The sequence below is a fragment of the Membranihabitans maritimus genome (assembly GCF_021729145.1).
In the GTDB taxonomy this organism is placed as follows: Bacteria; Bacteroidota; Bacteroidia; order Chitinophagales; family Saprospiraceae; genus Membranihabitans; species Membranihabitans maritimus.
Window position 1 is genome coordinate 18125 of record NZ_JAJSLW010000029.1, and the last position, 23075, is coordinate 41199.

Here is a 23075-nt window from a genome sequence, read left to right on the forward strand (position 1 = left end):
CACGGTAAAACGTTATCGTTTTTAGTCAAAAAAATATGTTAAATTCTTTTAATCTTTACCCTTAATAGTTCAATAACGAATTGGTCCCAAAATACATATATTTGAAGAGGGATATCAAAAATTCTTGAGAAAAATTAAGATGGAATTTATCCATTCATCCTTTGGATTTTTGGAGAAGGTCTAGTTTAGTAAGGTAATTTCACCTTTTTCTTCCTCTACAGTGCCGTCAGGATACTCTATTTCTATCAGGTATACATAGGTGTCGGAAGGCAGTAATTCACCATCTTTCGTACCGTCCCAGCCTTCGGAAGAAGTAGTGGAAAAAACAAGGTTCCCCCACCGGGCAAAAACCCTCATACTTTTTACCATTATATTGCCATTAATGACTACTCTAAAAATATTATTGGCCCTTCCCCTGGGTGTAAAAGCATTCGGGATAAAGTAAGAAGGTTCTGTCGTTTCTATTTCTATTGAAGCTGAAACGGGGCATCCCTCTTCTGTCAATGCAGTTACCCGGATTGTATTATTCTCTTCCGGCATTGTAAGGGAATTGGTGATATCACTTCCGTCTACCGTTTGTCCGTTTACCTCCCAAATAATATCTGTAAATTCATCGGATTGGTTCGTAACTAAATTAGCTACTACAGACTCCCCCTGAGGGACCTCCTGTTGATCGGTTTGGATAGCTATCGAAGGAAGTTCATAAACATCATAAATATAATTGCCTATACCCAGACATCCTTCGGCATCCACTGCAGTCAATGTAGCGCTATGAACTTCGGAAGAACTAATAGAAGGTTCCGGACAATCTGTACAAGAAAAATCGACGTTGCCATCCCATGAGAAGGATTCGTAGTTGTCTCTTTGTGCTACGGTCAACTGGACTTCTTCTCCGGGACAAACCGGGCCGTCACCAGTAATATCTATATTCTGTGGTTGTTGGATATTTAAATTTACACTGGCACTGGTAGGGCAATGTTCTGTTTCCAGCATCAGTTCAATTGTGGTAGCTTCTGTAACAGTTACACTGGGATTGGGACATTTAGTACAACTGACTTTTTCTTCCGGACTCCATTCGTAATCTTCAAAAGTTTCGGGGTTTTCAAGGACTATTTCCACCCTTTGATTTGGACATACGACAGTATCGGTGAAATTCAGTTCTATCGGCGGATTATCTACATTGAGTGTAATACTATCCGTACTTACACATGCATTATTTTCTGTAGTTCTGACAAATGTGATCGTATCAGTGGTCGAGATTGTCAGGTTGGCTTTATTGACGTCAGATATTACACCCGTTTCCGGTGTCCATTCATAAACGGCATCGGGATATAAGTCTTGTTGTAATTTCATGCCATACATAGTAACAATTTCACCTGGGCAATAAGGATCCTTATTGGGAATTGTGTCGAATTCCATTTCGGGAAGACTATCAACCTGAACATAAAGAGTGTCTGTAACAATGCAATTTCCCAGTTCAGTAGTGGCGTATAGCCAACCAGAACTGTTGGGATCAATTTGTACCTGGGAATTGGTGACAGGAGTAAATAAAAACCCCGTTGAACTCCATTCAATATTATTACTTTCAAAGCTGGTAGCACTTACTGTAACCGGATCTTCATCTTTACATAAATACAGGGTATCTCCCTGGGTATTTATATTTACGAAAGTGGTTGGCGTAATTGTCACTTCTTCGGATTCAAAACAACTTCCCTGACTGGCACTTACCATAACAGTGGTTTCTTCCTTCAGGATTAAATTATAGGTATTTCCCGAAAAATTTCCCGGTGTCCAGTTGATTTTTCCATTCGATTCTGCTGTTAGAGGTATGCTCATATCAGGACAAACGGTAAAATTGTCATTGGGATCCAAACTGAGAGAAATTTCATCTTCCAGGGATAAGTCTGCCGAAAGTATAGTTTCGTTTCCTAAGACTACGGCAATAACGACATTTTCGTCATTTTCAGTATTATTATCTTCTACCGCTGCTATAGATAATGTATAGGTGTCGCCAGCATCTATAGTGATGGAATTTTCAAATTCGGTCTCCAGGTCTTCTTCGCTGTAATTCCCTGACAATTGAATTTCAAGATCTACTTGTTCATCACCTTCATTACTTATTACGAATTCTCCGTTTCCACAACCCTCGATTAAGGTGTTTTCCGGCCGATTGCTGCTCCAGGAAATATCCTGCGCAAAAGTGATGTGTAATGAAGATATTGATAAAAAAAGTATAAAAAGATTTTTCATATTCCCAATAACTTGGATTTTCCAATACGGCTAAAATAATCAACTTACCCTAAATAGTCGATAATTATCATACAATTTAACCCAAAATAAGAAAGTGTTATCTCTTTTTTATCAGAAGGGCCATTAAATAATTAATGTGTGGAAAAATCTACCATTTTGTATGTATTGTTATTTTTAAATATTGTAATATTGAATATTTAAAAAATATTAGTGTGTACTTATGGATAGTGTTTCGAATATTATATTGACTGTTGCTTTGGTAATTATTATGTGGGGCATGGGACTTTCACTGGTAATTGAAGATTTTAAGCGTGTGGTCAAATATCCCAGGGCCGTAGTTATAGGGTTGTGCAATCAGTTAATTCTGTTGCCAATTATAGGGTATCTTTTGGTTTCGATAATGAATGTCCCCCCCGATATAGCCATCGGGGTAATGATATTGGCAGCCTGTCCGGGGGGAGCTACTTCAAATTTAATTGCACACCTGGCAAAAGGGGATACCGCGCTATCGGTATCTTTGACGGCCATTTCCAGTATTGTTACCGTTTTTACCATTCCACTAATTGTAAATTTTGCAATGGTTTCGTTTTTGGATCAGGCGGAAATGATACAACTCAGTGTGCTGGATACCATTTTAAAAATGTGCATTGTTGTAGTTATTCCCGTAGCTGTGGGCATGATTATTCGGAAGTACCGGTCTGGGTTTGCTGATAGAATGGGTAAACCTGTTCGTATTGCTTCTGCTATTTTGTTAATGCTCATTATTGTGGGGATAATTATTCGGGAAAAGGATCAAATGCCAGGGTATTTTGCCCAGGCAGGTATCGTTACATTTTTGCTAAATTTGATTACAATGGTTATCGGTTACTTTGGTGCAAAGTTATTGATGTTACAGACTCCTCAGGCCATAAGTATTTCTGTGGAGTCCGGAATACAAAATGGTACATTAGCCCTTGCTGTTGCGGGCGGATTATTGGGTAATTCCGCCTTTGCGATAGCTCCGGCGGTGTATAGTATCATTATGTTTTTGACGGGAGGAGCGATTATTTATTTGGGATTACGCATGAGTTCGGGGCGCGTAGACACAGCATAAATGGAGTAATAGAATCCATTTTAATTCAGGAATGAATTACATTGCCATATGAGCGAAAGACGGGATTGACTACGCGATCCCAAAAGTGGAAGGGCGGCATCAAATTTCAAATTAAGCTTCTCCAATCAAATGGATCGGAATTTTAGGTCTTCCACCTTCTGCAAGAAAGTTTTCACCAAATTGCCGGACATAAAAAAACCGCTCCCTTAAAAAGGAAGCGGTCTAATTATATTGATGAGCGAAAGACGGGATTCGAACCCGCGACCCCGACCTTGGCAAGGTCGTGCTCTACCAGCTGAGCTACTTTCGCATATAAAGCTTTTCGTGGTTAAAAGCGAATGCAAATATAATAGGATTTAATTAATCTCAAATATTTTGGGAGAAAAAATAAAGTAATTAATTTTTAAGGTTTTTCTTGTTTACTTTGGATTAAGATGTTAGTTTTGCCATCGCTTTTCAAGAAGCATATCAATGAAGTGCCCGGGTGGTGGAATTGGTAGACACGCAGGACTTAAAATCCTGTGACCATTGCGGTCGTGCGGGTTCAAGTCCCGCCCCGGGTACCAGATAATCAAGGAGTTATGAATTTTTTCGTGACTCCTTTTTTTATGCGCCTACAAGATCGCCCCGATTGTAATATGTAGAAATCCAGTTTGTAAAAAGGGATCATTGATGCTTTACAACGCTATATGAAACTTTGGTTCCAAAAGGTTTAGAATTTTTGTAGCTATCATAGTATTAGAAAAAGATCGCAAGGGTTTGTATTTTCCTATCCTAACCTTTGTTTCTAAAGAACTGATTTTTAGATTAATATTTAAAAAAGCGTACCCGCTTCGGAACTATGTGACTATCGTCCAATTTGAGTAAATGACCTGTTTGTTCATTCTTTGTGCTGTAAAATGAGGACCAAATAATCGTATCAAGTACTAATTGAGACATACTTGAACTCTGGCTTAATATCTTTGTGAATAAGGTTATTATCCGACAATTATTAACGGGCTACAGAAATTCTCCGGTGCCGGACACATATAGAAAATTGGTGTGTATATTGAACAAAATTGATTAAATGGATGTCCATTTGCAGGGATGCCTTGGATGGTCATCTAAAAGTTGAATTTAGTCTTGTGCTGAATAGAATAATAGTACCTTGTACACAAGTTCTTGGTCATATAACACTTTATAAGTTGTAAATTTTGGAAGGAATAATACATTACTTTTTACACTTTGGCTTTCCTTTAATTATAGCCTATGTATTTTTTAGAAATGATTGGATAAAAGTGTATTTAATTCTTATTGCTACCATGCTGGTTGACCTGGACCATTTGCTGGCGAATCCAATTTTTCAGGCCAATAGGTGCAGTATACAATATCACCCTTTGCATACATATTATGCTGTGATTGTGTATGCAATGCTTCTCTTTTTTCGCAGGCCTATAAATATAATCGGCATAGGACTTTTGTGGCATATGGTTACGGATTTTATCGATTGTCTGATCATGTATAATTATTGCAGAACCTGTATGGATGATGCACCGGCAATGGAACTTTTGAGATGGATTTCAAATATTTTAGGTGTGAATTGAAAATTCATATCCATGAATAAGTATTTAGGCATGAAATAGTAAAAAGGCATCTGTAAATCCCCCTTTTAGGTGAGGATCCCATACCGTGATAGATATAGTTTTGAAGTGATATGGATATTAATTATTTAATTCATAAAACTTAAGAGCTATGTTATTTAATGTATTTATTAATCTTTTAATGTTGTTTCTTTCGGTAACACCGTCTGGGGAAATACCTGTCAGTTCGGATTTAATGGTAGAAACAACTACAACCGGAATTGGATATGGAAGACCGACTGCAGAGTGCGATGGAACAGGCGTCTGTTTTGTATCAGAGACATCTTTCAAAGGTACCATGGAAGATAATTTCGGGAATGCGAGGTTAACCTTTGCAAAAAGTGGAGCCGTATCGAGTATTTTTGCTGAAAGTAGATCAATGACCAAGTCGACCATAGAAAAACATTTCTCCGGAAAGAGTTTTATTATGAAGGATCCATATGTAGGTAATCTCAAAATGGGAGGGAAGAGCATAAAAATTAAAATTCCTGCAGGAAGTCACAGAATCAAGAAATCAGAGGGCGGTTTTCTCATTCAAATCGAAGGATAACACTATGAGGTGCGGTGAAATACATATCCAATCTTCACCGCACTTCTCTTTTATATCTTTATTTAAAAACCAAAAAATCTATTATCTATGCCGATGGTTTATTATATCCTGGTATTGTGTCTATTGACGTTAGCAGGTAGTGAAACTCACGTAAATTCCATGGTTTATGACAACGTTGAAACTACTACAACCGGAATTGGTATTGGAAGAAAGAAAAAGAATTGCCAGGGGAAAGGATTGTGTGTTATTGGCAGTGATATTAAGAGCATTACCATAGAAGATAGGATTACAATAGCCAGGCTCAGTTTTGACAAGGAGTCTTTACGAAGTATGTTTATTGCGCGTTCTGATTTGAGTGATTTCGCTGTAAAAGAATTTTTCTCAGGAAAATCCTTTGAAATGGAAGACGGATATAATGGGACGATTATTGTTAAAGGAAATCATTATGATATCGATATTCCCAAAGGATATTATCCGCTGTATAAACAAAAGACTGGTTTTGTGATCAAATTCGACAGCCTTCAAAGATAAGATACAAATCCGTATCGGAAAGGATGTTGGGATCAGTAAGGTTTATTCAATAGAATTAATTCCAGGGCAAATCCCAGTCCTTCGAAATTATAGTACGATAGGTCCTTTTTATCGCATTTTGGGACGTCTTCTCTTTTTACTTTGTTGCATCATGGCTCCCCCCTGACCCCCTCTTTGTGCGGCTTTAATGCTTCCCCTGTTTTTGAGAGCCTTTCGAAATTGATCTACCTGTTCTTTTATTTGAGGTTCCGTTATTTTAAGATCTTTTACTTCGCGAAACAGTTTTTGTGCAAAAGTCCAGTTCCCCCGATTGGCTTGCATATTTGCCAATTGGATGTTTACCATGGCTCTTTCGTTGTCTGAAGGAAGTTTGGTAGATCTGGCTAATTGAAGATATCTTTCAGCTTCATCCGGATTTTTATCGTTTTGAGCGATAGTCCCTTTGAGCATGTAGAAGTAGGCTCTGTTAGCAGGATAAAGTAACCTAGGTGTAAGAGTTAGATTTAATCTTTTTTCTGCCCCTGCCATATCCATTGATTGCATGATTTGTGCAGCAGATTGAACAGTCCCCAGCATAATATAACTCACTAAAAGCAACACTCCTACCAAAAAGAAAGGGAATGCATACCAAAATCCATAAATAGAAGCCAGGACAGCTCCTCCGACCAAACAAACAGCTATTATTGCCAGTTTTAAGTATATATTTATTGAAAACATAGTTTTATGAGTTTTTTCAGATTACAAAGAAAATCAATTCGGATGGAATCTAATAATCTTAACCCTTAATACAGGGTATTTATATCAGAATCTTTGAGGTAGAACTGGTAATTTTCTTTGTAAACAATATCCAGGGGTAAGTAATATTTTTTATCAATTCTCTTTTCCAGGATGATATGGTTGACCATTGTTTTGATACTAAAGTATCCCAGTTTTTCAGCGCTTTGATTGATGATGACATCTATTTTGTCTTCTGTAAGAAGTTTTACATTATTGTCGATCAGGTCATGACCGATTATATAAATTTCAGGGTAGAGACTTTTTATTGATTTAGCAATTATATAGCCTTTGGATGAAGTTACATAAATACAATCAATATTGAGCTTGTCGATTTTATTTCGAATTTTTTTTACGATTTCTATTTCAGATATTTGATGGTCATCAACCGAAAGGGTATGGATTCCCACCTCTGCTTTTGATTCGCTGATGAAGTCTGATAATCCTATTTCCTTATTTTTTAAGTGAAGTGCGTTTTGAATGTTTTTAGTATTGTGCAGTACGAGGACTTGGGTAAGATTGCCTTTGGTGACAATTAATTTTCCGGTTAGGCATCCGGTTTGATAGGAGTTGGTACCTATATAAGACAAGCAGGGAACCGATTTTATTTCGGCATTCATTACGATCGAAGGGATTTCATTCCTGTTACTCTTCTTTAAAAAATTAATGGTTTGATGATTGAATTCGGAACCGACTATGACTGCGTCTGTTTCCGGGGTAAGGGCTTGCTCAGCTACGGACTGAAAATGAGACTCGTCAAACATATCGTAAAAATATATATTCCCCAATAGATTAAAGTGCTCGTAATCTCTCAATCCCGTATCAATACCCGATTTGAGCATTTTCCAGTAAAAATCCTGGTAGGGGTAGGGGATGAGAATAGAAAGTGTAGTCACTTTTTTACGAGCTAGAGTCCGTGCTATAATATTGGGGCTGTATTTCAATTCTTCCATTGCTTTGAGCACTTTTTCTTTAGAAGATTTTGATACTTTCCCTCTTTTGTGGATAACGCGATCTACAGTACCTGTTGATACACCGGCTCTTATGGCAATATCTTTAATCTTTATTCTCTTTTTCACGTATCTTAAATTTTTGTCTATTATATAAAATCTTTTATAAATATTGTGTGTGCGAACACAATGGAATTAAAAATCATTTTTATCTTTGTAATCTAAATTGAAAAAGCATGGATATTTTAAAGTATCAATTAAGATCATTCGAAAAGATTCCGGTTCGAATTTATGAAGATAATTTGGAGGCTTCAAAAAATGTTGCAAAATCAATATCCCTTACCATCCGACAAAAACAGCAAGAAGGTGAATATATGGTTTTGGGCCTGGCCACAGGTTCTACGCCGGTTAAAGTGTATGATGAATTAATTCGGATGCACAAAAAAGAAGGATTGAGTTTTAAGAATGTTATTACTTTCAATCTGGATGAGTACTATCCGATGAAAAAAGATGACGACCAGAGTTACTGGAAGTTTATGCATGAAAATCTTTTTGATCACATTGATATAGATCCCAAGAATATACATATTCCAAACGGAGAAATTCCAATCGAGTACGTAGAAGAGTATTGCAGGGAATACGAAGAAAAAATTGATGCTTTGGGGGGGATAGATATCCAACTTCTCGGCATCGGAAGAACAGGTCATATCGGGTTTAATGAACCTGGTAGTTGGGATTCCAGTAGAACAAGGTTGGTCAAATTGGATCACCTCACGCGGCAAGACGCTACCAAAAGTTTTATCAGTGAAGAAAAAGTGCCTTATCGGGCAATCACCATGGGTATTGATACGATAATGAAGGCCAAAACGATTTATATTATGGCATTTGGCCAGCAAAAGGCTGAAATAGTGGCAAGAACGGTAGAAGGACAGATTTCTTCTTCGTGTCCGGCAACTTATTTACAAAAACATCCGAATACCCGGTTCCTGGTCGATTCAAGTGCCGCTAACGATTTGACACAAATAAAAACACCATGGTCGGTAGGATTAGTCAATTGGAACGATGAATTGATTTGTAGAGCTATTGTATGGTTGGCTCAAAAAGTAGGGAAACCGATTCTTAAACTTACAGATGAAGATTACAATACCAATGGGTTGAGTGACTTGATCCTGGAATATGATACTGCTTACAATATTAATATACGGATTTTTAATCGACTACAGCACACAATCACCGGTTGGCCCGGTGGAAAACCCAATGCGGATGATTCACAACGTCCCGAACGTGCAAAACCCGGAAAAAAAAGAGTAGTAATCTTTAGTCCGCACCCGGATGATGATGTTATTTCGATGGGAGGAACCTTTATCAGGTTAGTGGAACAGGGGCACGATGTTCATGTCGCGTATCAAACTTCCGGGAATATTGCTGTGCACGATCACGATGTGAAAAGATTTGTTGAATTTATTCAGGATATTACCCATACATATGAACTCGACAAAGAAGCTGTGGATAAAAAGTATGAAAGAATCCGCAACGCTTTAAAATCAAAAAAAGGTGGGGAGCCTGATATTGCTTTAGTTCGTGAAATAAAAGGAATGATTAGAAGGGGAGAGGCTCGTGCAGGTGCTAGAATAGCCGGAGCAAAAGATGACCATATCCATTTTCTTGACCTTCCGTTTTATGAAACCGGAAAGGTGAAAAAATCACCTATTGGCAAAGAAGATATTTCTATTATAAAAGAGTTCCTACAGGAAATAAAGCCCCATCAAATCTATGCTGCAGGAGACCTGGCTGACCCTCATGGCACCCACAAAGTTTGCCTGGATGCTATTTTTGGAGCCTGTGAACAACTTAAAAAAGAGTCATGGTTCAAGGATTGTTGGTTGTGGTTATATAGGGGCGCCTGGCACGAGTGGGGCATTGATGAAATTGAAATGGCTGTCCCTTTAAGCCCCGATGAGGTTCTGCGGAAAAGAATGGCAATATTTATGCACCAATCTCAGAAAGACCGTGCTCCATTTCCTGGAAATGATAAACGTGAGTTTTGGCAAAGGGCTGAAGATCGAAACAGTGAAACGGCAAATTTATACAACGAATTGGGATTAGCGGAATACGAAGCAATGGAGGCGTTCGTTAAATGGAAGTTTGAGACGAATAGCCTGAAATAGTACCGTATTCAAAAAAATAAGTTGATCTGATGTTTTTTTGAATTCTAGGTCGGAAGAGGCTCTATCAGGTTACGCTGCCAGGGATAGTTGTTATGACATTTGTATATTGATAGGAGTTCAGTGCATTGGGTAGGATTCCGAGCACTTGAGAATAGAAAAGTTGACCGAATAGGGGAACCGAAGGTGTTTAGGTAGAGGGTTGTTGTTTTCAAGTGGTAAATACATAATTTTAGATCTCAAAGCTTGGATCGGGAAGGTAAATATTTTACGTTCCTGCCCTTTTCTTGAGCCTGAAATAGCTTCAGGAAGATGTCTTGTATATTCCCTTTCCTCTCCCTTTACAACAAAAACTATTTCTCCGGGATCAGACTAAAATAGCTCAGGAGATCAGTTCTCACTGTAATAAAGATTGTTGGGGGGCGGTAAAACCTGGTGGACTGATTCCTATTGAATATGGCTTGTCATAGATCCTAATAGACAAATTTCTAATTTCCCTTTTTTTGTCCTATCAGCATCATATTTCCGAGAATTTCTTTTTTTTGTGCGTTTGGAAATACCTGTTGAAAGGTATTGTGGTAATAATAATCCGTTTCTTTTTGTGATTTGCGATCGGAATATAACATGTTCCATAATACGATTCCATTGTGGTTTAACGATGATTTTACGTCCGTAATAAATCGAATGGAGAAAAATTGTTCGGGAATGATTTCACCAACAAAGAGGTCGATACAGATCATATCGTAGCGTTCTTCATCGAGATTGATAAAGTTGTATGCATCTGCCTCATATAATTGGATATAGGATTGAAGTCTTTTTTGTTGGTATTTTGAAAATAAATACAATACCGTTTCGTCATTGTCGACACCGGTATATTCATAATTTTTCCTGAAATTTTTTTCCAGCATGTAGGGAATACTTCCAAGTCCCATTCCCAATATCAAAACTTTTGCCCCGGAGGGTGGAATTTTAATGGTTTTGAATAGGTAATTAAAATTGTAATATAAATCATCAAAGGAATAGATTGCATCGTGTGTAGACAATTGCAATCTATTTTTTATCAAATACAAATCCAGGTAATCATTCTTACTGCTTTCTATGGATTCAATATGTTGGGGAAAAAAATGAGATAGTATTCTCTTATACCATTTTATCATCACTAGCTCCTTTTATTTTTTGATCTGCTACAATTTTGAGAATTTGCTCCCAATCATCGGTCCATTCCCTATTTTTCAGCTGCATTTGGTTTTTGCAGTGACTTATCAACTTTTCCAATTGGTATGTCGTATTTTTTTCATTGGTGATCCACCTGATAGATGGTATTAATCCTTTTATAGGCAGGGTAGTAGCGAGACTGCAAAAAGGACCTATTAAAGTACCTGAATATATAGTAGTGTTTATTCCAGTTTTTACAAAATCTCCTGTTACTACACCCCGTTTGATTGTAGAAAGGGTAATTATATTTCCAGATGCCCAATCCACCGATTTGATGAAGTCAAAATTATTGGAAACATTTGATACATTGGTATTAGCCCCAAGGTTGTTCCAAGATCCGAGTATACTATCTCCCAGATACCCATCATGGGTTTTATTGGAAAAGGGATGGATAATAGAATTTTTAATTTCACCTCCAACTGCTGAATGGGGACCAATTGAGGTGCCCGGGTATATTTTGGCACCCATTTTCAAAACCACATTATCTAATATGGCTAAGGGACCTTTGAGGATGCTCCCATTCATGACATAAGCATTTCTGCCAATGAAGACCGGACCATCGGATGAATCGATCAAAGCATTTTCCACTCGTGCTGAATGATGTATATAGACGTCTTTCTCGAAGGAAGTCCATTTACCTTGCCATTCCGTTGATTCTAAGCTCTTAATTTCCTCAATTATTTGTTTAGCGTTGTTTTTAAGTAAATAAGTTAGATCTATTACAATTTCGGGTTCCGAAATTGTCTCCATTTTCTGAAGATCTGGTATAGTGGAAGTAATGGTTGTGTCCGTTATTTTTAATTTATTGATTTTTGAGGCTATTAAGGACTTCCCGTAAAAGAGATTGGTATTTTCAGGTAATTGGTTTATTTCTGTTATAAGGGTTGGATTGGGGATTGCAAGTGGGTTGATGTATAATTCCTGGCTCTTGTGGGTATTTATTCTTACATTTTTCCATTTTTCACCCAGTGTATGTAACCCAAAAAGTATTTCTGAAGTACTTTTGGTAAGCGTTAACGGAAAAAAAGTTTTAAAATTGATATTATAAAATTTCATACAAACTATATTAAATATAAAAGTACGGTCTTTATATTGCGAAAGTTAGCGGCAATTATAGTGAATATTGAATGTTAAATTGAAAATTTATGTCAAAACAAATTAATTGGGGAGTTCTTGGATTGGGAAAAATTGCAAAAAAATTCCTGCACGATCTTAATCTATCAAGGATAGGTAATGTTTATGCCGTAGGAAGCAGAAACCTGGATAAAGCAAATCAATACAAAAGTACATTTTATGCTGATAAGGCCTATGGCAGTTATAGTAGCTTATTAGAAGATCCGTTGATAGATGTGGTATATATCGCTACTCCGCATAGCCATCATTATCCGCTTTTAATTGAATGCATTGACAGGGGAATTAATGTGCTTTGTGAAAAACCTATCTGTGTGAATCAAAACCAGCTATTGGATATCCAAAAGCGTGCTAATGATAAGGGGGTTTTTGTTATGGAGGCATTGTGGACACGCTTTTTACCTTTTTTTGAACCGCTAATGGAGACAATAGAATCCTTTGATAGCTCTATACGTGCGCTATACGCTGAATTTTGTTTTACTTCGGAGTACGATTCATCCAGCCGTCTTTATGATCCTCTTTTGGCTGGTGGTTCCTTAATGGATATTGGTATATACCCTGTATTTTTGGCTCTTCAAATAATGGGAAGCCCCCAAAATATTCTTACAAATGGATACGTCAGCAAAGGTGTAGACTTGAGGTTTTCATCCATATTTGATTATGGAGAAGGAAGGTCTGCCATGGTAAGTTCTGATATTACCACGGATTCCAATGTACAAGCGTTGATAAAATGTGGGAATAGTTCTATTGTTATTCCTGAAAGATGGCATGAGTCGGATTTATTCATTAGTAAAGAAGGCAGAAATTTCAGGGAATACAGGTACCCCAAAATTGGTTTTGGGTATTATCATGAGATAGAACACGTAAATGAAATGATCCTGGATGGTCAAAAAGAAAGCTCAAAATTTAATCTTGAAAATTCAATTGAATTAATGGGAAACCTGGATCATATCAGAGATCAAATAGGTTTGGTATATCCAGATAACATTGAATCTGTAAGAAATTAACAAATAATATTAATCAAAGTATTGAGAGGAATATCTCATATATCATTTTTTTAATATAATTCTTTTAACGATATACTTTCTCCATGAATATATTACACTAAATATGGTGAAATAATCTCATATCTTAATATTTTTCCAGAATATAGGATTTATGTAATAAATTTCTCGATTTAACTTTATATATCGACAATTGGTATAGTATTTGAATGTACTAATGGGAATATAGAGCGATCGTATGAGAAAACATTTACATTTTAAAATACTTGTGGTCTTCGTTTTATTTGGTTATCAGGTGTTTACACAGGATATACACATGTCTCAGTTCGATCATAGTTTTCGAATTATGAATCCTGCTTTGACGGGGATTTTTAATGGCGAGCACAGGTTAGAAGGCAATTACAAACGACAGTGGAAACAGGTTCCGGTAGATTACATGACATTTACAGGTTCTTACGATTCCAAATTTCAACCGCCCACCTCTGACAATAGTTTGTTTGGGTATGGTCTTAATTTGAATTACGACCGTGCGGGCTTTTCCAAATTGAGTTTGTTGCAAATTGCGTTGAATGGTTCATATTCTCACTTCCTAAATCCCAATAACATAATTACAGGCGGATTACAAGTAGGGTTCGGCCAGAGAACTTTACGTCAGGATGATTTGAGTTTTGACGGCCAATTTATAAACGGGCAATATGATCCGGCTAACCCAACAGGTGAAAATTTTGATCGTATGAATGCCAGCTTTTTTCATTTAGCGGCAGGGTTGAATTATCGATATCAAACGGAAAAAAATTCTTTGAATATTGGGACCGGCTTTTTTAATATTAATAAACCCGCTCAGAATTTCCTTGAATCAGATAATCCTCCCAGGCTTCCTCTTCGAACAACTGTGTATGGGGATTTGTGGCTGGGATTGGGTGATCGATTCCGCTGGAACCTAAATGCTGGGAGTCAATGGCAATCAAGTTATGAAGAACTGACCTTTGGAACGAAGTTTGAATTTCATGTCAATCAACGACGTGGTGATGATCTGTTCTTATCCCTTGGAAGTTACGCCCGTCTGAGTACAATGTGGGATGCTGTTTCACCTTATGTGGGTATAAGATACAATTCATTTGATGTCGGAGTCACTTATGATATCAATGTCTCTCAATTTAATGTAGCCACTAATCAGCGTGGTGGCCCAGAAGTGTGGGTGCGCTACATCATTAAGGATGTAGATGAAATTGACGATTTTAAAACATGTAGAATTTATTAAAAGCATGGCTTTGAACAAATTATATAAAAGTATTTTAATTGCCGGAGTTTTTGTCATGTGTGCAATGTCTGTATTGCACGGGCAAACTCGACAGGCATTTATTAATGCTGCTGAGGAATCTTTTGAGGAAAAGAATTACTATGCGGCATTAAAATACTATCAGGAGGTTTTGGAGTTTAAGAATCCAACAGCCCAAATGTATTATAAGGCTGCGGAATCTGCTCGTAATTTCTTTGCATTTGAAATTGCCAGGGATTACTATGAGAGTGCTGATATGCTTAAGGATGAAGGTGAACTTCCGCTGTCCAGCTATTACTTAGCAGAGGTATTGTTTAAACTTGGAGATTATGAGGAGGCTAAGAAATATTATAACAAGTATTTGAATCAAAACGACGAGGAAGATAATATTTATATTCAAACTGCTCAGAACCGACTTGAGTCGATTGACTGGGCTGAAGAAAACGAGGAGCCCCCTTTTACTTCTACCATAAAGAAACTGGGAGATTCGGTCAATACTATTCAATCTGAGTTTGCACCTATACAAGTAGGTGAAAATTTGGTCTTTACCGGGTTAAGATATCCGGGTGATGATCCTTCCAAAAAACCGGTAGGCGTGGTTCTAAACGACCAACTGGACTCCGTTTTTTCATTTGTTAATGATCCGGATTCGGTATTTTACCAATCCCACTTTTCCCTCAATTCGGATAGTACAAAGGCATTTTATTCGATTTGTAGCTATGTGACGGGAGAATTAACCCGCTGTGATATATATTATTCGGGATTGATTGAAGGACAGTGGTCATCACCTATCGAAATTGAAAATGTCAATGATACGGCCTACAACAATACATCCCCCTTTTATGGAGTAAGCCCGGACGGAGAATCGGAAGGATTGTATTTTTCCTCTAACAGGGCCGGAGGACGTGGTGGGTACGATATATATTTTAGTACGTTTGAAAATGAAGCGTTTTCAGCACCTGAGAATCTTTACGCCATAAATACACCATTAGACGAAATTGCTCCTTTTTACCACGATGTCAGTAAGACGCTGTTTTTTGGTTCAAATGGATATTCAGGATACGGGGGAATGGATATGTTCCAGGTTTTTATACCTATTAAAAATGAATCAAGAGTTGAAAATCTGGGGAGTCCGATAAATTCCAGTTTTGACGATTTATATTTCACCTGGGATAAAGAAATGTCAAAAGCCTATTTTGCGTCTAACCGGAATGAGTCCTATAAATTGGATACAGCACTACAAGCTTGTTGCTTTGATATTTATGAGGCTGATCTAAAACCGCGTAAACGACTGATTAAAGTTTTAGTATTTAATAAACTCAATGGGGAACCCATTTTGGGATCTACATTGGAAGTCTTCCGAAATAGCGACCTGGTAATAGAGGAGACCAATGAAGAATCTCATGAATATGAATTGGATTTACTTCGGGGTACCTATAAAGTAAAAGCGTCTAAAGGTGGATTTATTCCGGATTCAACAACATTGGATTTAGCGCAGTTGAGCGGACAGGATACGATAATAAAGAGATTGTTCCTGACACCAAAAGAATTGACCCTGGAATTATTGACATTTGATTTCGAAACCAGAGAACCGGTAAATGGTCCTACTATATCCATTTCGGATCGGGCCAATCCTGATAAAGAGAATATATATCAACTCAATAATTTAACTAACTCTTTGGTGTTGCCCATTGATAGAGACTTTGAATATTCTATTAACGTAACAAAAAGGGGGTATCAGGATGAGGATCTCACTATCCGAGGTGCTGATTATCCAAATGACCTCAAAATTGTAAAAAAGATATATTTGAATCGAGGAAATCTTGAATCCTACCTGGTGCTACCATTATTTTTTGACAATGATTTTCCAAATCCCAGAACCTGGTCTGTTACTACGGATAAGAATTATCGAGAAACATTTCCACCGTATTATTCCAGGAAAAGTACATTTACAGAGTTGTTTAGTGAGGATTTAATGGGGGAAGCAAAAGAAACGGCGGAGGCAGATGTAGAGAATTTCTTCGATAACGAAGTTTTGGCCGGTAAGCAAGATTTGGATCGTTTCCTTGAACAATTGGAAGAAGAGATGTCAAAGGGCGAAAATATTACCCTGGTTGTTAGTGGTTATGCAAGTCCCAAATACCTGAAAAATTATAATCTTAATTTAAGTAAAAGAAGGATAAACTCGCTGCAACAGGAAATCGAAAAGTATAAAGATGGCCTTTTGACCCAGTATATATCCAATGGCAAGCTCAATATTGAAGGTCGGGCCTACGGTGATGAAAACGCGCCTTCTACCGTAAGTGGTGATGCGGAAGACGTGCGAAACTCAGTGTATAACCCGGCAGCCTCCCGAGAACGGCGTATTGAAATAGTTGATATAATTAGAAATTAATACGAACAGATGATAAACTTTTACAGATATAATTCTAGTTTTCCTAAAGTCCTGATGACCATCATATTGGTGGGATTATCGACATTGGTGTATTCGATACCATTTACAGGAGGGGAGCTGAACTATAAATTTATCAAAGACGGATTGTATGAATTCACTTTGGTGCTGGAAAGGGATTGTGGTCGGTTTGGTCCACAACCAGAGTTTAGTGATAAAGTTACCCTGGGTGTATTTAACCTGGAAAATGAGCTACTGGTTGATTGTGGAGAAAACGGCAGGATTCCCTTAAACCTGGAGCGGAAATACAGAAAAGAAGATAATCTCAATTCCGGTTGCGTGGAAATAGAAGACCAGGAGTGCCGGGAAGTGGCCGTTTATAAAGGCACCGTTGAAGTGCCCATTTCTGCCAAAGGGTATCAATTCGTTTATTCATCTTGTTGCAGGCCCGACAATATTGAAAATATTTTAGATCCTGAAAACACAGGCTTTACGCTGGTTACGACAATGACCTTAAACGGATATTTATGGTATACGAGTATTCCTTCGTTTGACAAAGTAACACCATTATACAGTTGTATTAATGAGGAGGAAGTTTTCGATCCCGGTTTTGAGGTAAAGAAACACGAAGAATATAAATATTCTCTTTGCACTCCATATGATGGAGAAGCCCCGAACAATGAAAACGATACACCCGATAAACCACCATACGAAAATGTGGGATACAAAAATGGTTTTGATGCACACCATCCGTTTGGAAATAATGGAGACCTATCCATTGATGAAAATACTGGGATTATTACTTATACTAACAGTAAAATCGGTTCATACAACATTGCTATTTGTGTAGAGCAATATAAAAAAGGGCGACTCGTAGGTTCTACGATTAAAGAAATCCAATTGAACTTTGTGGATTGTTCGGACCGCACCTTTAGTGCTGATTTTGATTACACGGTCGACTTTTGTAATCCAGGGAGGGTAATGTTCGAAAACAGGAGTTTTGGAGCTACTTCATATAGTTGGAGGTTTTATACTGACGACAGCACATCAACCACATCAAGTAATGCCAATCCGGTAATGACATTTCCGGGCCCTGGTATGTATATGGTTGAATTAGCTGTTTCAAATGATGAAGATTGTGTGGACACTGCAAGAAAGGTCATAGAAGTATATTCTTTTGAAGACGACATAGAAGTGGTCAATGTGGGTAATTGTAATAATTTGATTCAGGAATTATCTCTGAATAAAGATGTGAGAAATTACAATATTAATTGGTTCCTGATTGAGGAGAATGGAAGTGAGACTTCCATAGGCACAGGCACTACCATTTCATACGAATTTCCTTCTGAAGGTGATTATGGAATTAAGGTAACGGCGGAGAGTATGAGTTGTACCGTATCAGCTACAGATACAATAAATGTTATTCAGGGGTTAGATCTTTTGATGGATACCATTGATATCTGTGAACCCGGGGTGGTTTATTTAAATCCTGATTTCAACGAAAATTATATATATCAATGGAATATTGATAGTTTGGTACAAAATCCTAACAGTCCTAACCCGATGGTTTTGGTATCAAATACTACACTTTTCCCTGTTACGATCACCGATGGTTCGGATGAAACTTGCACAGGGGAAGGATTTGTCCTGGTCAGAGTAGGGGAATTGCCGGTAGGCGAATTCTCTTACGTTCAGGACTATTGTTCTGAAGATTTTCTTGTGAGCTTTTTGCCTGAATACGAAAATATAATCAACTATAAATGGGAATTTGAAATAGGTGGGGAAGTGATAGAAAGCACAGAGTTCTCACCTGAAATTGAATTCCCGGCTCCCGGATACTATAACGTCCGGTTTTATGCTGAGACCGAAGATGGATGTCAACAAGAGACTTCCAAACTGGTTGAGGTTATCAATCCTGAAACCGATTTCGAAATTCTCAATTTTGGGAATTGTGATAATTTTAACCAGGTACTTAAATTAAACAAGAATGTATCAGGATATTCGATTACCTGGAGTTTGATAGAGGGCGATGAAGTAACAGAGATCGGGGAAGGTAATCAAATTACCTATGACTTCGGAAGTGCCGGAATGTATAGTGTGGAAGCCGTAATTGAGAACGAAGAATGTACTTTCAGGGTTTCCGATATATTGGATGTATTCCTTGGCGTAACGGTCCCTATGGATACCATAGATATTTGTACTCCCGGAGAAATAAGCCTTAACCCTTCTTTTTTCGAAGGATATATCTATACCTGGACAGACAATGGATTAATCGAGGATACGGACCATCCGAACCCATCTGTATTCGTGAATGAAACCACGAGGTTTGAAGTTACTGTAAGTGACAAAAATGATCCTGCATGTGTGGGAACCGGGTTTGTACTCGTTCGCGTAAATGAAAGGCCCATCGCCGATTTTACCAATGTTGCGGACTTGTGTAGTGAAGATCTTTCTGTAGTGTTTTCACCTGTAGTGGAGAATTTGGCAAACGTAAGGTGGGAAATCGTTATAGGTGGTGAAATTGTTGAATTTACGGAGAATAACCCGAATGTTACTTTTCCTTCTGTTGGGTATTATCGTGTAACAATGTATGCCGAAACGTATGACGGTTGCACAGATTCCCAGACAAGAATTGTTGAAGTGTATAATCCCGAAACGGACCTCGAAATATTAAATTTTGGCAATTGTGAGGACTATATTCAATTTTTGCAATTGAACAAAGATGTCTCCGGGTATGATATAATTTGGAATTTGATCGAAAACGATGCTGTCTCACAGATTGGTCAAGGTGAATTAATTTCATACGATTTTGAGGAAGAAGGAAGATATGTAGTACAAGCAGTTATTTCTAACGAGGAGTGTACTTTTACCATACAAAATCCTATTAATGTATTTTTGGGGGTTACCGTTCCTATGGACACTATAGATTTGTGTACACCCGGAGAGGTTTATCTGAATCCGGGATCTTTTGTCGGTTATACCTATAATTGGATAGATAGTACCCTAATTGAAAATCCTACAGCTGCCAATCCATTGGTATTTGTTGATCAGAGTAACCTGTTTGAAGTAATCGTTACCGATCGTAATGATCCGATGTGTGTCGATACGGGTTTTGTATTAGTTCGGTTCAATGAAGTTCCTGTTGCTGGTTTTGATCATATCTATGATATTTGTGATGTGACCCGAACAGTGAAATTCAGGCCCCAGTTCAATGGATTGTATACTACGAAATGGTTTTTTGATGGTAATGACCTATCCAAAACAAGTACAGCTCAGATGCCCACGTTTACGTATGACAGTTTTGGCGAATATGAAGTAACACTAATTGCCGAGACTGCTGATGGTTGTGTGGATACAGTGACCCAAATTATTGAGGTAGGAGATTTTTTCAACCAGTTGGACTTTTCGACCAACGGTGGATGTGAAGGTTTGGATTATACCTTTGTACTCAATGATCCTGCCATTGGATATACCGTAAACTGGTACCTAGACAACAACGGAGCATTAGATAGTATTGGTACGGGAACTTCTATTGACTATTCATTCGAAGAAGCGGGGCAATATGATATTAGGGTGGAATTGGAGAATGATGAATGTGGCAGGTCTTTTGTAAGAAGAATAAACATTACGGACGGGATACAAGCCCCGGATACTACTATTATTGTTTGTGAGCCTGGTTTAATAGCGCTGAACCCTTTCGGTAGAAATGATCTTAACTATGAATGGACCCCTTCCACTGGTCTTGATAATCCAAATTCTTATAATCCTATAGCAGAAGTGGATGATGATATAACTTATGCTGTTGAAGTTAGTTTGGAAGATGGTGATCAGATATGTACAGATAATGGGGAAGTAGTTATTCTATTGGATGATTCTGCTGATAGTATTGCCTTTGATACTTCTACGATAACCATTTGTGAGGGTGACCTTGTATACCTCAACCCTAATGGCGATAGTACTTTAAATTATTATTGGCAACCGGAAGCCTTTTTTGAAGATTCCAGAGTGGCCAATCCTTCTGCTCGTTTATATACAAGTCAGGAATTTGTAGTGACTATTACTGATCCTGAATCGGGATGTTCCAATAGCTTCAGAAAGAATGTAATTGTAATCCCTATTGATGATCAGATTGATATCGATTATTCATTTGAATGCGGAGAAACCATTGCTACCCTTGTAGCACTTGATGTACCCGATTCAGGTGATATTGAATGGGAATATAATGATTCCATAATTTCTACTGAACCTTCATTTGTTTATGATTTTGGAGAATTTGGTACTTTTGAGTTAACCGTGAGGTTGACCGGTGATGAATGTGTGGAATCAACTACCCTGGTAACTTTGATCGACCCTGATAGCCCACTCTTTAATGACACTATTTATTTGTGCGATCCACAATCTGTAGAATTGAATCCGGGTGGAGACCCTAATTTATTTTATAATTGGACAGGGCCGAATATTGAAGATAATACAATAGCTAACCCAATTGCATTCATAGATGAAAATAGTATTTATGAAGCTATAATTATACATCCGAACGACACCACCTGTACAACCACGGGTAGAGTGACTGTATTTATAGAAGCGGATTCTGATATCATTTTTGCAGAAAATACAACTTTCTGTATGGGGGATACTGCAGAGCTATTAGTAGGCGGTGGAAGGGATGCTATGAATATTCAGTGGTATAATCCTGACGGCGTATTAATGGGTACTGAAAATCCGATACGATTTTTATTTGAAGATATGGGTGAATATTCAGTTGTGGCTGAAATTAATGGATGTACATTCAGGGATACAATCAATTTAAGTTTCAGAAATATTGAACTAACAGCTTCCCAAACCGATGGAATATGCCCTGGGGATGAAGTTATTCTTTCCGTAGAATTTGATACTGAGGAAGCCTTTGATAGCATTGTTTGGTCAGATGGGGTTGAAGTTTCAGGAACTGATCCCAGGATGGGAATTATTACCCCTGACAGTAATACGATTGTAACCGCATTTGTATATTTCAGTGATGGTTGCCTGAGTATGGATACAGTAATGCTGCGTATACCACCGGCGTTGCAGGAGTTGGAAATCACCTCTGACAGGGATACCGTAATACGTGGTGAAAAAGCTACCCTTACTGCGGTAGGTGGGGATTTTGAATCGTATCAATGGGAGCCAGCGGATTTGGTGGACAACCCCGATCAAGCGGTGACGGAAGTGATTCCTCCTGAAACTACCGAATTTATGTTGACGGTAGTGGATTCTAATGGATGTTCCATTACCAAGAGTATTACCATTTTTGTTCTCAACCCACAATGTGAGCCTCCGTATATTTTTGTACCACGGGCATTTACCCCGAATCAGGATGGGACCAATGATATATTATATGTAAGAGGGGAAAGCATTGATGAAGTCGAATTTATAGTATATAACAGGTGGGGGCAAAAAGTATTTGAAACCAATGATTTGTCAGTAGGATGGGACGGTACGTTCCGTGGTGAAGAACTGGCTCCGGATGTTTATGGATATTATTTGAATGTTTTGTGTATAGGTGGAGATACTTACGAGGAAAAAGGAAATGTGACGATTATACGCTAGTGTTTAAAAACTAGAACTATGTGTATAGGCTGCCTGTATTGTATGTATTGGGCAGCCTTTTTTATGTAATTTTACTTCAATATACCCCGATACGTTTTTGGGGAAAATTTATGATAGGATAAATAATGAAAATATGAATAGCAAAGAGTTTTTACTTTCCCTACCGGAAAAGGTTAATGAAGATGTCCTGACAGATTTGGAGACTAATTTTCATTTTGTCATTTCAGAGGATAATACCACTCATGAAATTACGGTGAAAGTAGAGGATGGTAAATGTATAGCAGAAGAAGGACTACATGGAGATGCGAATTGTGTGGTGAAGTCTTCGGAGAATAATTTAACAAAGATCCTCAAAGGAGAATTAAATCCTATGATGGCTATTTTAACAGGAAAATTGAAAATATCTAATCAGGGAGAAATGTTGAAGTATGCAAAGATTTTTGGACTGATGTGAAAATGATATTTTGAGAATTTATAGTAGGAAGGGATGGAAGCATTTTTATTGCTCACATTGTTCCACTAAAGTAAAAGAT

15 protein-coding genes and 2 tRNA genes are annotated in these 23075 nt (G+C 37.8%); 11 read left to right on the plus strand and 6 right to left on the minus strand.

The annotated features are described in order from the left end of the window. Positions 1-180: 180 nt before the first annotated feature. Positions 181-2250: a T9SS type B sorting domain-containing protein gene (locus LVD47_RS21900; RefSeq protein WP_236980669.1), complete on the minus strand. Its 2070-nt coding sequence runs from the start codon at positions 2248-2250 to the stop codon at positions 181-183. A gap of 220 nt (positions 2251-2470) precedes the next feature. Between LVD47_RS21900 and LVD47_RS21905 the strand changes: the two genes are divergently transcribed. After that, on the plus strand, positions 2471-3343 hold the full coding sequence (locus LVD47_RS21905) for a bile acid:sodium symporter family protein (protein ID WP_236980670.1): 873 nt from the start codon (positions 2471-2473) through the stop codon (positions 3341-3343). 237 nt (positions 3344-3580) lie between these two features. Here LVD47_RS21905 and LVD47_RS21910 read toward each other — a convergent pair. Further along, positions 3581-3653 (minus strand) — tRNA-Gly (locus tag LVD47_RS21910). 168 nt (positions 3654-3821) lie between these two features. Here LVD47_RS21910 and LVD47_RS21915 point away from each other — a divergent pair. The 4 genes from LVD47_RS21915 to LVD47_RS21930 all read left to right on the plus strand — a co-directional run bounded on the left by LVD47_RS21915 (position 3822) and on the right by LVD47_RS21930 (position 6043). Continuing rightward, positions 3822-3909: transfer RNA gene (locus LVD47_RS21915), tRNA-Leu, on the plus strand. Positions 3910-4536: 627 nt separating this feature from the next. After that, a complete protein-coding gene (locus LVD47_RS21920) occupies positions 4537-4926 on the plus strand; it encodes a DUF6122 family protein (RefSeq protein ID WP_236980671.1) in 390 nt (129 codons plus the stop codon). Between the two features lie 148 nt (positions 4927-5074). Further along, positions 5075-5512, plus strand: coding sequence for a hypothetical protein (locus tag LVD47_RS21925; RefSeq protein ID WP_236980672.1), 438 nt, complete (start codon positions 5075-5077; stop codon positions 5510-5512). Positions 5513-5599: 87 nt separating this feature from the next. After that, positions 5600-6043, plus strand: a complete 444-nt coding sequence (locus LVD47_RS21930; protein ID WP_236980673.1) for a hypothetical protein — start codon at positions 5600-5602, stop codon at positions 6041-6043. A gap of 108 nt (positions 6044-6151) precedes the next feature. Here the strand turns inward: LVD47_RS21930 and LVD47_RS21935 are convergent, their stop codons facing one another. Both LVD47_RS21935 and LVD47_RS21940 read right to left on the minus strand, forming a co-directional pair. After that, positions 6152-6760, minus strand: coding sequence for a hypothetical protein (locus LVD47_RS21935; protein WP_236980675.1), 609 nt, complete (start codon positions 6758-6760; stop codon positions 6152-6154). A gap of 65 nt (positions 6761-6825) precedes the next feature. Beyond that, positions 6826-7896 (minus strand): substrate-binding domain-containing protein, encoded by a 1071-nt coding sequence (locus LVD47_RS21940; RefSeq protein ID WP_236980677.1) that lies wholly within the window; start codon positions 7894-7896, stop codon positions 6826-6828. Between the two features lie 107 nt (positions 7897-8003). Here LVD47_RS21940 and nagB point away from each other — a divergent pair, with 107 nt between their 5' ends. Beyond that, positions 8004-9935: a glucosamine-6-phosphate deaminase gene (gene nagB, locus LVD47_RS21945; RefSeq protein ID WP_236980679.1), complete on the plus strand. Its 1932-nt coding sequence runs from the start codon at positions 8004-8006 to the stop codon at positions 9933-9935. A gap of 485 nt (positions 9936-10420) precedes the next feature. Here the strand turns inward: nagB and LVD47_RS21950 are convergent, their stop codons facing one another. Further along, the gene (locus tag LVD47_RS21950; RefSeq protein ID WP_236980681.1) at positions 10421-11089 is read right to left on the minus strand and encodes a spermidine synthase; all 669 of its coding nucleotides are present in this window, start codon (positions 11087-11089) and stop codon (positions 10421-10423) included. Further along, on the minus strand, positions 11073-12203 hold the full coding sequence (locus LVD47_RS21955; RefSeq protein WP_236980682.1) for a putative sugar nucleotidyl transferase: 1131 nt from the start codon (positions 12201-12203) through the stop codon (positions 11073-11075). The genes LVD47_RS21950 and LVD47_RS21955 overlap by 17 nt, the downstream gene beginning before the upstream one ends. An 89-nt stretch (positions 12204-12292) precedes the next feature. Here LVD47_RS21955 and LVD47_RS21960 point away from each other — a divergent pair, with 89 nt between their 5' ends. The 5 genes from LVD47_RS21960 (at position 12293) to LVD47_RS21980 (ending at position 22996) form a co-directional block, all read left to right on the plus strand. Further along, complete coding sequence (locus LVD47_RS21960; RefSeq protein WP_236980683.1) at positions 12293-13285, plus strand: Gfo/Idh/MocA family protein; 993 nt, start codon at positions 12293-12295, stop codon at positions 13283-13285. A 235-nt stretch (positions 13286-13520) separates the two neighbouring features. Beyond that, positions 13521-14543 (plus strand): PorP/SprF family type IX secretion system membrane protein, encoded by a 1023-nt coding sequence (locus LVD47_RS21965; protein WP_236980684.1) that lies wholly within the window; start codon positions 13521-13523, stop codon positions 14541-14543. 10 nt (positions 14544-14553) lie between these two features. Beyond that, the gene (locus LVD47_RS21970; protein ID WP_236980685.1) at positions 14554-16956 is read left to right on the plus strand and encodes a hypothetical protein; all 2403 of its coding nucleotides are present in this window, start codon (positions 14554-14556) and stop codon (positions 16954-16956) included. Between the two features lie 9 nt (positions 16957-16965). Next, complete coding sequence (locus LVD47_RS21975; RefSeq protein WP_236980686.1) at positions 16966-22542, plus strand: T9SS type B sorting domain-containing protein; 5577 nt, start codon at positions 16966-16968, stop codon at positions 22540-22542. 133 nt (positions 22543-22675) lie between these two features. Continuing rightward, positions 22676-22996, plus strand: coding sequence for an SCP2 sterol-binding domain-containing protein (locus LVD47_RS21980; RefSeq protein ID WP_236980687.1), 321 nt, complete (start codon positions 22676-22678; stop codon positions 22994-22996). The last annotated feature ends 79 nt before the right edge of the window (positions 22997-23075 follow it).